This window comes from Alkalihalobacterium chitinilyticum, assembly GCF_029028005.1.
GTDB lineage: Bacteria > Bacillota > Bacilli > Bacillales > Bacillaceae_F > Alkalihalobacterium > Alkalihalobacterium chitinilyticum.
Genome location: NZ_JAOTPO010000004.1, coordinates 248,675 through 262,499 on the forward strand (window position 1 = coordinate 248,675; position 13,825 = coordinate 262,499).

The following is a 13,825-nucleotide window of genomic DNA, read 5'->3' on the forward strand; positions in this document are numbered from 1 at the left end:
CGACTAACTCCCTTCTTTCGTATCTCTTTAGTCTTTGCCTTACGTTGTATACCTAGAGTGTAATCAATCGTTAATATCAATCACATAAGGTTTTTCCCCTATATTTAAGGTAAAAATGAGGATTTTATGAACGAAAAAAGCTTAACGGCTTTTCACCGTTAAGCTTTTAGATTTCTAATAAATGGTATTTTTGAGCAATTTCGATCCAATCTGCCTTGGATTTTATATTTAACTTCTTCGTAATATTATGTCGATGTGTTTCAACCGTTTTCCTTGAAATAGACAGTTTTTCTGCGATTTCCTTTTGGGTATGACCTAATACCGTTAACACAAAAACTTCTTTTTCTCGCGATGTAATGGGCAAAGTTAACGTATCTTCATCCTCATCCCATTCCTCTGTCAGTTTCCCCTCAAAAAACTTCTTGCCGCTCATTATCAAGTTTAAGTATTTCATCAGTTCATCGCCGTTAAACCTTTTGACCATATAACCGTCTGCCCCGAGCTTATAAGCCTTTTTTTGATAGGAAATATCATCATGCATCGAAAAAATAACGATCTTTGCATCAGGAAAAATCGAACGCATTTCACGCAAAACTTCAAATCCATCCATTCCGTCTGGGAGCGATAAATCTAAAATAATTAAGTCAAACGTATACTCAATCGCTTTTTTTATAGCCGTTCGCCCATCTTGTGCTTGAATAATATATTCAACACTGAACATATCTTTTATTAATAATGCTAATCCACTAGCTACTACCTCATGATCGTCTACAATCAGTACTTTCACAGTTAACACCCTTTATTATTCATATCTACATACCCTTCAACCTTCGTTGGACCTCCAATTTTACTATCCCAATTCACTTCCCCGTTAATCATCGCCATTCGTTCTTTCATATGATACAATCCAAGTCCTTTAAACTTCGTTTGCCCGACATCAAAACCTTGTCCATCATCTATAATTTGAAACATAATTTGGTCTTCACTTTCAGTAAACTTAATCATTATTTCCTTGGCTTTTCCGTGACGAACCGCATTCGTAACAGCTTCTTGAATTAAACGAAATAATTGCAGTTCTACTTCCTTCGATAATTGATACTCATGTATTTGATAAGATAATGTAAAGTTCACCTTATAAAACTTTTTCCAGTCTTCTACTGCTGATTTTAACGTTGCCTTTAACCCGAATTGATCAATCGCTTGCGGTCTTAATTGTTTAGTTAATCGTTGGATATTGTCTAACGTCTTCTCTAGCGTTCCCTCAATTTTACGAAAATGACTTTGATAATTTTCATCCGTAATATGGTGCTTAACCCCCTGTAATCCTAAAAACGCACTATATACCCCTTGAGATATATCGTCATGCAGTTCCATCGCAATTGCTTTTCTCTCTTTTTCTTGTGTCGCGATCGTATCTCGGATTAAGAGTTTCTTTATTTTCAAGCGTTCTTTTTCTGATGTCCATTTTGGATTTCGAAGGATGAGTACCATAAACTCCATACCCTCTAGCGGAATTTTTGTCGTACTCATTTCAAATGATGTTTCTTTTTTCCCTTTATACGTCGGCATATGAGCTTGAAAGCTTGGCAGAGGATCTTCATGTGCGAGAATACACCGTTCCTCACCTGGAGCCACCTCTCTCATCTTACAGTACGAACAATAAGGAACTACATCTCCAAGTTCCCAACCCGTCATTTCTTTCGCTAATTGATTATGATAATGAATCACACGATCCTTATTAATAATTACGACCCCTTCAGATAAATCGTCCACCACTTGTTTAAACCACTCTAGCTTCATGATTTACACCCCCATAGCAAATCTCTTCTTTAAACTAATATCAAATAAAAATAGAAATATCGAGGAAATCAGGACCTGTTCACAAAAATTTCTTTTTAAAATTAAAAATTAAGTGAAATCACTTATACGTTAATTATGATTATTACCTATAATTATCTATATACCCCATGTGGTATTTTGCTTCGAGTTTACATTTTTACAATCATTCCTAATCTCTTCTATCTTCTAAATATCCCCAGAATTAAAGGGTCGTATGAATTCAGGAAGATATTAACACTAAAAGAGACAAAATAAAAAAGAGGTTTACAACATCAAAATTATTTGATATATTAAGTTTACAGAAATTAATACCCCTAAGGGTATAAGGAGGAGAATAAAATGAAAAACAATTACAATCCACTGTACTTTTTAGCTGCACTCGGAAATGGGGGTCTAGCCGTATCATTTTTCATGTATTTAATGTTTATGGTTCCACATCCAGATACACCAATGGCAACATTTAATCACATCTACCCATATGTCACAGGTGCGGATACATTTATCTCAATTTCTATTGTAATCGCTTTACTAGCGATGATTTATTTCGCCTTTAGACATTTCGAGAAAGTCATTTGGAATGTGAAAGAATTCAATAAGTTCAAAAAAACAGATGCATACAAAGCATTACGTTCTTCCAATGGTGAAGTTGCTTTAATGGCTATTCCATTAACATTTTCAATGATGATCAACGTTCTTTTCGTATTAGGGGCTGTCTTCGTTCCTGGATTATGGGATTATGTACAATTTCTACTTCCATTTGCTTTAATCGGGTTTATGGTTGTTGGGTACTTTGCATTAAAGATCTTTGTAAGAATGATGACTCGTTTCATGACGACATCTTCATTCAAAGAAGAAGCAAACAATCACTTTAGCCAATTGCTATCTGTATTTGCTTTCACAATGGTTGGTGTAGGTTTCGCTGCTCCTGGAGCGATGAGCCACAACCTAGTCATTTCAGCTACTGGGATCTTTTTCTCAATCTTATTCACTGTACTAAGTGTTATTTTAATCATCGTTTGGATTGGTTTAGGATTACGATCTATCTTTAAAAATGGGTTTGCACTAGAAGCTAGTCCAAGTGTTTGGATGCTCATTCCAATATTAACGCTTATCGGAATTACAGGAGTACGTGTTACTTCTGGATTAGCACACAACTTTTTAGGAACTGACCCACACCCTTTAATCTTTTTTGTAGGTTTAGGTGCAGTGATTACTGCTCAAATCGTTATTGGAATTCTTGGTTACTCTGTCTTAACGAAATTGGGTTACTTTAACACATTTGTTGGAGGCAACAAGAATAGTGCAGGTAGTTACGGACTCATTTGTCCAGGTGTGGCCTTCTTCGTATTAGGAATGTTCTTTACACACTGGGGGTTAGTACAAAACGGGGTGATTGATCAATTCTCAGTTGCATACTTTATCATCCTTGCTCCATTCGTATTCGTACAGTTCAAAACCATTCATGTACTATTTAAACTAAACAAAAACCACTTTAACTCTACTGCAGTAAAAGAGCCTAAGGTTCAAGAAAAAACAGCTTAACTATTAAAGCGATGCAGGACCATCAAGAGGTCCTGCTAGCTTTCTTCCTTATTAAATGTAAGCGTTTTATTGCTTTAAGCAAACAGCATGTTTATTAACAATTAAGGAGTGAATTGATATGACTCAAAAATCATTTACAGTAGCTATTGTCGGTGGTGGAACAGCAGGAATCACTGTTGCTGCCCAATTAGCGAGAAAAATGACACCAGATGAAATTGTCATTATTGACCCAGCTACTCATCATTATTATCAGCCATTATGGACATTAGTAGGTGGCGGAATTGTTTCTAAAGAACAGTCAGCACGAGAGGAAAAAGACCTTATTCCAAAAGGCGTACACTTTATTCAAGAAGCAGTTGAGTCCTTTAATCTAAAGAAGAAAACTATAAAAACGGATAAAAATCAAGAAATTGCGTTTCAGTATTTAGTAGTTGCCCCTGGTCTTAAGCTATACTGGGATCAAGTTAAAGGGTTGAAGGAAGCTATAGGGCAAGAGGGAGTTGTCAGTAACTATGCTTATGATTATGTAGATTACACATGGGATGCGATTCGAAATTTTAAGGGTGGAAGAGCAATTTTCACTCATCCTAATACACCAGTAAAATGTGGGGGCGCGCCACAGAAAATTATGTATTTAGCTGAAGAATTTTTTGAAGAAGTTGGGGTTCGTAATGAAACAGAAATTATTTTTAACTCTGCTAATACAGCGATTTTCGACGTGCCAAAATACCGTGAAACTCTAGAAAAAGTCCTAAAAGAAAAAAAGATCAAAACAAACTTTAAAACGAATTTAATTGAAATTGACCATAAAGTAAAAAAAGCAACGTTTGAAAATATAGATACTGGTGAAATCCAAACCTATCAATACGACATAATCCATGTGACCCCACCGATGGGACCTCATCGGTTTATTAAAAGTAGTGAACTCGCCGATGAAAATGGCTGGGTAGATGTGGACCCTAACACTTTACAGCATAGACGATTTTCTTTCATCTTCGGTTTAGGCGACAGTGCGAACTTACCAACCTCTAAAACAGGGGCAGCGATTCGGAAACAAGCACCAACTGTTGTAAAGAACCTGCTCTCCTTAATCAATGGCCAGCCACTAAATGCCTCTTATAATGGGTATACCTCATGCCCAATTGTTACAGGACGAGGTAAATTAATTTTAGCAGAATTTGATTACAACAAAGAGCCAAAAGAAACATTCCCTTTCAACCAAGCGAAACAACGGTATAGTATGTACTTCTTAAAGAAAGAATTACTTCCACGGTTTTATTGGCATGGGATGTTGAAAGGGAGAATGTAGCTTTTGTAACGTTCAATCTTTACTTTAGATTATATATAAAAAAGGATGTGTGTTAAAAAAATAGCTAACAGCAAATAAGCTGTTAGCTATTTCAATTACTACATTCAATAACAAATTCTATTCGATATCCTTTTTGTTCTTTCCTTTCACAAACCGGTACGTGACGTAAGCAATGTACAAAGGAGTAGCAATATAGATCAAGTACGGAAATTGTCCATAAAACCCTTTGTAAATGACAAACAAGGCGCACCCCAAAAAGATCGTCACAATTGTCCCGTATTTCGGTAACGGAACTTCTTTTAAGCTTGGTATCCGTAATTTACTTACCATTAAAAAGCACAATCCTGTAAAAACAACCGTTGTAATAATATTAGGAATTAGTTCTCCAAATAAAGTGAGAATCGCTAAAATTCCCCCAGCCGCAGTAATCGGGACACCAATAAAATAATTCATCGATGACTTCGTACTGACATTAAAGCGGGCTAAGCGATAAGCCCCAAACAGCGGAAATAAACCAGCAACCATAAAGCCTAATAACCCAAATTGATAAAAGGATGTATAATACACTAAAAAGGAAGGTGCGACGCCGAATGTCACGATATCAGCTAATGAGTCTAATTCTTTTCCTAAAGCACTCTCTGCTTTTAACATTCGGGCCACTCGTCCATCCATACTGTCTAACATCATTCCGATGATGATTAAGATGGCCGCATTTTTGTATTGCCCTGTTGCAGCATACCCGATCGATAGGAAACCACAATACAAGTTCCCTAACGTAAAAAGGTTCGGGATGCTCTTTGTAAATCGCATATGTTGTCACCACGCTACTTAAGATAAATTTCCTTATGAACCAAACCATACTTTTTCAGTGATCGTTCATTAACAATGACATCATTGTTCTTATTAAATAAAAGGAATCCGTATATTAATAAAAGCAAAAATAACCTGTTCTGTCAAAGATTTATTTATTAAATTACCATTAATAACCATACCACAACCGTTACCTCGAAATATAAAGCCCAGTAGAAATAAGACCGTATCTAATTGATACAGCCTCATTTTAGTATTTACTTTATTTGTTAAAATACTCTTTGACAAACTTAGGCTCTTCGCCTTCAGCAAAAGTATAGAAATCAGGATACGTATGTTGATGATAATAGAATGCGATAATGTATCTTCCATCACCGCCCCAATGTGACCATCGTAACGCTTCCTCTAATTGTTCAGGTGCTTCGACTCTCAGCCCCTGTTGTTGCATTTCAATATTTCCTTCTAAATCATACTTATGAATATAATCATACATATCCATTTTGTCTTCCATCTTTAAAACGATTGCATGTGAAATGTCATCAGGAGTTACTCTCGCTTGGTCACGCAATCCTTTTTGTTCGAGCCAACGATCCATTTCTTCGTAAGACTTCTTCCATACGGTATTAATTCTCTTTTCATTTGCCCATAAATATTCAATATAAGCCCATGGTTCTCTTCTGTCATTCATATCTGCGTATGTTTCAGCTTCAATCTCAGATGTTAACACTTCATGGAACTCTTTCATATCTTGAGGATCGGTTAAAACTACTCTCTTCCCTAAATTCGTGTGTAGAGAAATTCGATCAAGCTCAGATAAATCATCAACAGTCATTACCGGATTTTGATTACGTCTATGTTCTTTCGATTGAACAATTGGTTTGTAAAGTTCAGCATATACTTCGATTGGAATACGATACTGTCTTACAAGTGTCTTGCCGCTTTCTAAGTCGTATCCAAAGACAACAAATCCTGTGTCCCCGCTATAATTTTCAATCATAGCCTGGTCACGGACAATTTGTTCGTGTAAGCGACGAATGTTTTTTATATTTTCTTCTTCCTTATAGGAATAGGTCGGTCTAATATCTAATTCTTTTTCATGCCTAGAATTGTTTGACTCCTCTTGTTCTTCCCCTTTCAACTCATCCAAAAGAGGATAAATGCCATCTGACATGTACACTTGATTGACATTCGCTAAATCTGGAACTCTTTTCTCGTAGCCTAAAATATCAAATTGCATCATAAAAGCTACTAAAACTATCGCAACTATATAGATCGCATAACCTTTCCATTTCGCAAACACCCGCCACGTTTTTTCTAAGATCATTTCCGCGATATAATAGCCAATTATAGAGCCAACAATGTATCCAAAGATAATCCATCCTACTTGTTGGTTTTGCATTTCTCCAAAGTAAAACCCACCGACCAGCATCGAACAAACCGTAACACCGTATTTAAAAATTGGGCGCAGTGAACGGAATGCAATCGCTTGCGTCGCACTTTCCACACTTCGATTTTTATAAACGAATAACGCCGCTACATAGAAAAAGACAATCAATAAAAGATAGGCGATAACCTCCTGAACAGTCAAAGGGGTATGAATGACTTCAACTATACGTACAAACGGCAGTATTCTTTCAATGTTTTGCAAGAAATAATACTCCCCTGCAAATCCAAATAAGAAAAACTGCAGGTTCATAAAGAAGAGTATCGTTATCCCAGTTGGAAAAATAAGCATGATATAAATAAGTGCCCCTTGTAAAACAGACATCCCCGTAAGCATCCCAACAAAAACACCTGCTAAGAAAACAAAGACATTAAATAGCAATGATACTGCCATCCAACTCATAACAGAGGAAAACGATAATAATTCTCCAGCCGGTAAGACACTTCCTAAAATCCAAGCAACCAATCCTGTTAAGAAAATGGGGACAAATAAAATGACAATCCCTAATAAAACATGTTGGTTATATAAATTTTCTCTTTTTACCGGTAAGCTATGTACAAAGTCACTTGATGATTTAACTTGAATATAGCGGAAGATAAAAATCGAAAGTAATACGGGCATTAAAAACATTAAAAACACTTGGAACTCAATCGAAATCTCAAATAAGCTCGTAAAAGGCCTTGTAAAAAATCGATGCTCGTGCCCATCTCTCGTATAGGCCATTAAAAGTTGCAGTGGTAACGCAAATAATAAGCTTATAAAGTATGCAATTCCGACCCAGCCGACACTTCTTAAGTCTTGGATGAATATACCTCGATTAAACGATAATGTTTTCGATAGCATAACCGACATCCCTCATTTCATATATAAAAATCTCTTCAAGCGTTAAAGGCAATACATCAAAAATAGCTGGTTTGAACGATTGTATATGAGACGTCACCTTCTCCTGATTACCTCTAACGATATACAGCCGTACACTGCCGCGCTCTTCTTTGTACAACACATCAATCCCGTGTAAAAAGATCGGTGGTACCTCATGTTTAAAAGCGACTTGAATTTTATGAATGTCTGATTTCAAATCATCTAAATCTTTTTCTATCATCAGTTCCCCGTGATGCAGTATTCCGATTTGATCACACAGGTCCTCTACTTCTCTCAAGTTATGTGAAGATATCATAATCGTCATTTCTCGATCAGCTACATCTTGAATCAGTAGATTTTTTACTTTGTTCCGCATCACCGCATCGAGGCCGTCGAGTGGTTCATCCAATATGAGAACCTCAGGCATTGTTGATAAAACTAACCAAAATGCTACTTGACGCTGCATTCCTTTAGATAAACGATGTATTTTCTTATGAACATCGATCGGAAACACCTCTTGTAATCTTTGAAAACGCTCTTCGTTCCAGTTGACATACATACTTTTATAAAAATCAGCAGCTTGCTTAATGGTCGTGTTTGGAAAGAAAAATAAAGAATCTGCTAAAAAAATAACGGATTGCTTACGGTTCACATTTTCAAAAATAGGCTCACCGTTAATTAGGACGTCTCCTGAATCTTGTTTGTAAATACCCGCAATCATTTTCATTAAGGTCGTCTTTCCTGCACCATTGGAACCGAGGAGTCCGTAAATAGAACCTTTTGAGATTCGTAAATTTAAATTTTTAACCGCTTCGGTTCCCTCAAATTCTTTGCGAAGATTTTTTACTTCAATCATTATCTTCTCCTCCTTTCACTGCCTCCTCAGCAATTGCAACTAGAGATAAGATGTCCTCTTTTTTCATTCCTAGATACATAGCTTCTGATAAAAGCTTCACCAATTCTTCTTTCATCTTCTTCACCTTTTCATCGTTTTTCGTTTCTGATTGAGGAGCAACATACTTCCCCTTGCCTGGAACCGAGTAGATGTATCCTTGGTGTTCTAATTCACGGTATGCTTTTTGGATCGTATTCGGGTTGATCGTTAATTCTTGTGCTAACGCTCTAACTGATGGTAATTGCTGGTCAGCTACGAACACCTCATGAATAATCAACTCTTTCAATTTTTCAACTAACTGCTCATAAATGGGTTTTCTACTTCGGATGTCTAATTGAAACATGACTTCCTCCTTTCTAGGAGCTTACTATTATTGCTAGAGCGCATTTCTTTTTTAAACTGCTTATTGTGTTATGGTCACTAACTGTACTATTTATCATATTACAGTTTTAATTATATATGACAAAATAGAGTTTGCAACCATTTTTTTCTAATACTTTTGTTGTTCATATTGGGAGTAAACATAAAAATGGAGGTGCCAATCACATGATGATTAGCACCTCTTTTTGTATAGAGACAGCAGCTTGTACTTAGTTTTCACATATGGATGATGACTTTTGATAAGAAAAGCAAAAGCGGACTCCAGAAGCCCTTATTTGTGATAAAACCAATGATTTATACAGTTTAGGGACTTCACAGGCTCTTATTTACTAAAAAAACAGTTCTTTCCTCAAAGAAAACTACAAATAAGATCCTCTCAGTGCCCTAACTTTGATGAAATGGTAGATTCCAAGAGAATAAGGGCCTCTCAGTGTTCTGAAAGGTTAGCTATTTAAATTCCAGATGGATCATTTCTACAACTTTTGATGTAGGATTTACAGACAGCCCATCACCGTATCTCCAAAACTACGAATATCAGCTAGATAGTCATATCCTTTAGGAGAGCCGAAGCTATTTAACATCCGTACGACAACTATATCATGTTTCGGGATCACCAATAGAGCAACATTCGTATACCCTAAAATTTGATAGGCCCCTTTCGGAATAAGCGGACCCATTTCAGACTGTAACGCAGGCAAGTCTTTTACAAACCATAGGAAGCCGTTTTGTGGCAGATCTTGGTCTACTAACGTCGGGGATTGAAGAGCTGTTGCAAGTTCGATTATTTCTTTTGCTACCTTTTGTTCTCCATTTATCTCTCCCTGTTTTAAATGAAGGTACCCCCAGTAGGCAAGTTCCCGTGTGGACACATACATATTCATCTTATCGCCTTCAGTACTTTCACTTGTAACCCAATTTCGATCATTCGGTTCACGGATTACATCGACTAGCTTTTCAGTTGACTTAGCATACCAGCCAGTTTCACGAAACCCGACTCGTTCAAACACTTCTTTCTGGAGGATTTCTGCTATCGTTTGACCAGTTGTCACCTTAATTACCGCTGCTAAAAGATCTATACTAACCATACGGTAGGCCCAGCTGGTGCCAGCAGGAAATTCACGAAAAAGAGTTCCTTCTTTAAAATGAAGTCCATGTGTATGTGTAAGGAGATGCCGTATCGTTGTTCCTTTTAAAACATTTCTATCCAGATCGTTCAGATAGGTTGTTACGAGATCATCCATTGAATGAATGTACCCATTATAAACCGCATAGGCAACCGCAAATCCGATATAGCTTTTCCGTACAGAAGCGACATGAAATTGGGAGTCCGCTTGAATCGGTCTCGCTAACGGATCAATGGAATGGTTTCCCCAATATTGTTCTGTCACGATCTTGTCTTTTTGAATAACCAGACAGGCCGAACCTGACCAACTAACAACCTTTTGCGTTTTTTCAATATGCCTCAGCACAGGGGTAAATTGATCAGTTAATTGTTTTGTCAAATCCATTAAATTACCTTCCTTCTAGCAGCAAACTAAAAAAACTGTTTTATAAAATAACGAGGATTTAAGTATTCCCCTGTCGCTTGTTTAATTTTTTCATTCCAATGTAATGAAGCTCCAGGTCGAATGAACTCACGAATTAAATACGAGCCAACCTCTTCTGTAAATAACTCTTTAGAAATATTCTTTTCAATAAAACAATGCAACTGCGATGCAGTTAATTCGCCTAATAAATAGTCCTGATACGAAGCCGGAGCAAGTGAGAAGTGCATTTTTGCTGCCCAGTCCGGGAAATGAGTCTCTTCTGGTGGATGCATAAATTGAATGTCTTGCACCAGCTTCCACCACAGTTGATTTAAATTTTGATTTGGATTTTCATACATCTCTCTTTCAAAAGACGAAAAGGTTATAATCCATCGAGCCGAGACGAGCATTTGACGCTGAAGCATCTTATTAGCAAACAGCCTCAGCTCTTCCAGTTGATTTGGCTGAAGGTCCAAAAACCGTTCTTGCCAACTGTCCATTTTACTCATGCGACCGAAAAATAGTGCGATCGCCTCAGTCGTTAACGTATGAGAATGAAAACGAAGAATAAACGGTAACTGACGATCGATGTTTTTAAAATACACCGCATGACCGAGCTCATGTAGTAAAGCCGTACACCAAAATAGACTTTCATCTAAGTTGACTAGTATCCTCACATCTCCCTCACGATTAATATCCGAGCAAAACCCAAATGGATTTTTATGTTCTCGAGGGTATAAATCACTCCGCTTCAAAACGTCCTCAATGTCTAGTCCCATCGCATGAAAGGTTTGGTTAACCATTTCCACTACATTTTTCCCTTTAAAATATTGATCTATATCTATTCCTTGAATAGCAGGCGCTTCTTGAAAGAAAGGGTCTGTATAATGCCATGGTCGAATCTCACCTGCCGAAATCCCCCACTTTTTTGCTAATTCTTCATCGATTTCTTGTTTCAATTTCTCAAAAGGAGCATCAGATTGTTCCTTTAAGTCTTCTAAAATCTGAAAAACATTGTTAATGTCTAACTCTTGTGTTTCCATTGACATCTGATAAAAATTCTCATATCCTAACGCCCGGGCATCTTCATTCCGTTTATGTACCAATAGCAAGACTTGCGCTTCGATTTTTTTACTAATTTGCTTGCTGGCAAGCCATGCTTCTTTTCTTTGAAAAAGGTCACGGCTACTCTTAAGAATGTCATTGATCTCATTGTTTGTTATTTCTTTTCCTTTTATATTTGGTCGGAAAGAAGTAAACGTTTGCGAGATTTCTTTTTCAAGTTCCACCGTTTTAGCGAGCGTTTCCGGACTGAGTTGATTTTTGACCGTTTTTCGATAGATATCATCTAATTGGCGTTGTTGTTTATATTCTAAGGCCTGTCTGCTCCGAAAATAGCACACCTGATCCATCAAATCTTTGCTGGCAAAATGACTATAATATGTATTTAACGCTTTTTCATGTTGTTCACTCCACTTTTGCTCTCCTGTTGTGGCTGCCATCCAGTGATTCGTAAGTACCGATTGGTAAAGACCTTTTACCGTCTCATTTTGGTGAATTAAGAACTCTTCCATGTTTTTTTCACTCATGTTCTCCCTCTCCTTCACTAGTACCGCTATACTGCCATACTAACAGAAGAATGAATTAATTACTCAAAATATTTAAATAATCATAAATTCACCTGCGTTTATTATCGCAACTACCATTCACTTTTTGGCTTCAACAAGGCAACCTACCCTAATTTATGGAAAATAATAGATATAATAGTAGGAATCGGTTGAAAACTAGAGGAAATTTAACCATCTTCTAGAATTATACGGTAGTAAGTATAGAAAAAGAGGAGTATCTACATTCATGCTGCAGCAATTATTATTACAAGTCGTTTTTATTTTATTTCCACCCTTACTTTATTACACGATACTAAAAAACAACACATACCTTAAAAATTATAATAGTTTAATCGTAGGTTTTTTAAGCTGCCTTGCTATTTTTTTATGTATGTCTTTTCCCGTTTCTTTCAGTACTGGAAATATGATGGATTTACGTACGATTCCTTGGATCCTCTCTTTCTTATATGGCAGCTTTCCCATTGGTATTTTTGTAACGATCATGATGTTTGCCTTTCGTGTATTTATTGGGGGGATGGGTGCATATGCCGCTTTAATAATCTCTTTAATATCGTTAATATTTATAATTATGTACTTTAGAAATTATCAAACCTTTACATACAGTAAAAAAATTAAATCAACTCTAGTACTGACTGCCATTAATTCACTGCTTGTTATTTTATCCATTCAACTAATGTTTGGATATTCATCGACCGACGTGTATATGTTTTATTTGTTCTTTATAGTCATGCATATATTGATGATGTGGGTTTGCATCTATGTGATAGAAACGATAAGAGAGCATGGACAATTACGAGTCGAACTCGAAAAATCAGAAAAGCTTAATATTGTCGGGCAAATGGCCGCAAGTGTTGCTCATGAAATCAGAAACCCAATGACCGTCGTCAATGGTTTTGTTCAAATTTTACAACAAGATAAAGATACGCCTAAGAAACATCGCGAACATTATGAAATTATTACAAATGAATTAAAACGTGCCGAAACGATTCTTAACGATTATTTAACATTAGCAAAACCACAAGCCGTAAAGCTCGAAACGATCAATATTCATGAGCAAATCAATCGGATCAATCACACCCTCTCATCATACGCACTCATGAAAAGTGTGGGGGTCGAGTATCACTTACCTACAGAGAATAATTATTTCATAAAAGGCTGTCCTGAGAAATTCCAACAAGTACTTATAAACATAATAAAAAATGCAATCGAAGTTTCCCAAAAAGGAGAAGCAGTTACCGTCTCGGTTTCAAAAAAACTAGATTTCTACTACATCTATATAAAAGATAACGGTTGCGGGATGACAAAAAACGAGTTGCAATCTATAGGCACTCCCTTCTATTCTTTAAAAGAACGAGGAACTGGACTTGGCTTAACGATTTCATACAGTATTATCCACTCAATGGAAGGTACTATTGATGTGACCAGTCAAAAAGGAAAAGGATCGACATTCATTATTGGCCTTCCTGTAATAAAAGAAGCGTAGATGAAAATAGACGACTATTCCATACGAACCTATAGGAACCTGTCACAAACTGCTGACATGCTGCATACGTTGAAATTAAGTTAGTAGGTACCAACCCTTTTTAAACT

General features: G+C 36.6%; 11 protein-coding genes. 3 read left to right on the forward strand and 8 right to left on the reverse strand.

Features of this window, described 5'->3' with window-relative positions; genetic code table 11:
• Positions 1-166 precede the first annotated feature (166 nt).
• Positions 167-787, reverse strand: coding sequence for a response regulator (locus tag N7Z68_RS08490; protein WP_275118041.1), 621 nt, complete (start codon positions 785-787; stop codon positions 167-169).
• 2 nt (positions 788-789) lie between these two features.
• Entirely contained in the window at positions 790-1,800 is a 1,011-nt protein-coding gene (locus N7Z68_RS08495) for a sensor histidine kinase (RefSeq protein WP_275118042.1), read from the reverse strand.
• Between the two features lie 378 nt (positions 1,801-2,178).
• Between N7Z68_RS08495 and N7Z68_RS08500 the strand changes: the two genes are divergently transcribed.
• Both N7Z68_RS08500 and N7Z68_RS08505 read left to right on the forward strand, forming a co-directional pair.
• A complete protein-coding gene (locus N7Z68_RS08500; protein ID WP_275118043.1) occupies positions 2,179-3,381 on the forward strand; it encodes a TsoY family (seleno)protein in 1,203 nt (400 codons plus the stop codon).
• Between the two features lie 118 nt (positions 3,382-3,499).
• A complete protein-coding gene (locus N7Z68_RS08505; RefSeq protein ID WP_275118044.1) occupies positions 3,500-4,690 on the forward strand; it encodes an NAD(P)/FAD-dependent oxidoreductase in 1,191 nt (396 codons plus the stop codon).
• A gap of 117 nt (positions 4,691-4,807) precedes the next feature.
• Here N7Z68_RS08505 and pssA read toward each other — a convergent pair whose 3' ends face one another.
• From pssA to N7Z68_RS08535, 6 genes are all read right to left on the reverse strand, one after another.
• Positions 4,808-5,500 (reverse strand): CDP-diacylglycerol--serine O-phosphatidyltransferase, encoded by a 693-nt coding sequence (gene pssA / locus N7Z68_RS08510; protein WP_275118045.1) that lies wholly within the window; start codon positions 5,498-5,500, stop codon positions 4,808-4,810.
• Between the two features lie 262 nt (positions 5,501-5,762).
• Positions 5,763-7,787 (reverse strand): DUF6449 domain-containing protein, encoded by a 2,025-nt coding sequence (locus N7Z68_RS08515; protein ID WP_275118046.1) that lies wholly within the window; start codon positions 7,785-7,787, stop codon positions 5,763-5,765.
• Complete coding sequence (locus N7Z68_RS08520) at positions 7,762-8,661, reverse strand: ABC transporter ATP-binding protein (protein WP_275118047.1); 900 nt, start codon at positions 8,659-8,661, stop codon at positions 7,762-7,764. The genes N7Z68_RS08515 and N7Z68_RS08520 overlap by 26 nt, the downstream gene beginning before the upstream one ends.
• Positions 8,654-9,043 carry a GntR family transcriptional regulator gene (locus N7Z68_RS08525; RefSeq protein WP_275118048.1) on the reverse strand — a complete coding sequence of 130 codons (390 nt, stop codon included), beginning with the start codon at positions 9,041-9,043 and terminating at the stop codon, positions 8,654-8,656. Before N7Z68_RS08525 ends, N7Z68_RS08520 begins: the two co-directional genes overlap by 8 nt.
• Positions 9,044-9,575: 532 nt before the next feature.
• On the reverse strand, positions 9,576-10,589 hold the full coding sequence (locus N7Z68_RS08530) for a serine hydrolase domain-containing protein (protein ID WP_275118049.1): 1,014 nt from the start codon (positions 10,587-10,589) through the stop codon (positions 9,576-9,578).
• 26 nt (positions 10,590-10,615) lie between these two features.
• On the reverse strand, positions 10,616-12,196 hold the full coding sequence (locus N7Z68_RS08535; protein WP_275118050.1) for a M3 family metallopeptidase: 1,581 nt from the start codon (positions 12,194-12,196) through the stop codon (positions 10,616-10,618).
• Positions 12,197-12,461: 265 nt separating this feature from the next.
• Here N7Z68_RS08535 and N7Z68_RS08540 point away from each other — a divergent pair, with 265 nt between their 5' ends.
• Positions 12,462-13,718, forward strand: a complete 1,257-nt coding sequence (locus N7Z68_RS08540) for an ATP-binding protein (protein WP_275118051.1) — start codon at positions 12,462-12,464, stop codon at positions 13,716-13,718.
• Positions 13,719-13,825: the final 107 nt, after the last annotated feature.

Excerpts from the sequence above, each read along its gene's own strand:
- N7Z68_RS08525 (WP_275118048.1), bottom strand. The coding sequence starts at position 9,043 with ATGTTTCAATTAGACATCCGAAGTAGAAAACCCATTTATGAGCAGTTA.
- N7Z68_RS08495 (WP_275118042.1), bottom strand. The coding sequence starts at position 1,800 with ATGAAGCTAGAGTGGTTTAAACAAGTGGTGGACGATTTATCTGAAGGG.
- N7Z68_RS08530 (WP_275118049.1), bottom strand. The coding sequence starts at position 10,589 with ATGGATTTGACAAAACAATTAACTGATCAATTTACCCCTGTGCTGAGG.
- N7Z68_RS08520 (WP_275118047.1), bottom strand. The coding sequence starts at position 8,661 with ATGATTGAAGTAAAAAATCTTCGCAAAGAATTTGAGGGAACCGAAGCG.
- N7Z68_RS08540 (WP_275118051.1), top strand. The coding sequence starts at position 12,462 with ATGCTGCAGCAATTATTATTACAAGTCGTTTTTATTTTATTTCCACCC.
- N7Z68_RS08515 (WP_275118046.1), bottom strand. The coding sequence starts at position 7,787 with ATGCTATCGAAAACATTATCGTTTAATCGAGGTATATTCATCCAAGAC.
- pssA (WP_275118045.1), bottom strand. The coding sequence starts at position 5,500 with ATGCGATTTACAAAGAGCATCCCGAACCTTTTTACGTTAGGGAACTTG.
- N7Z68_RS08535 (WP_275118050.1), bottom strand. The coding sequence starts at position 12,196 with ATGAGTGAAAAAAACATGGAAGAGTTCTTAATTCACCAAAATGAGACG.
- N7Z68_RS08505 (WP_275118044.1), top strand. The coding sequence starts at position 3,500 with ATGACTCAAAAATCATTTACAGTAGCTATTGTCGGTGGTGGAACAGCA.
- N7Z68_RS08500 (WP_275118043.1), top strand. The coding sequence starts at position 2,179 with ATGAAAAACAATTACAATCCACTGTACTTTTTAGCTGCACTCGGAAAT.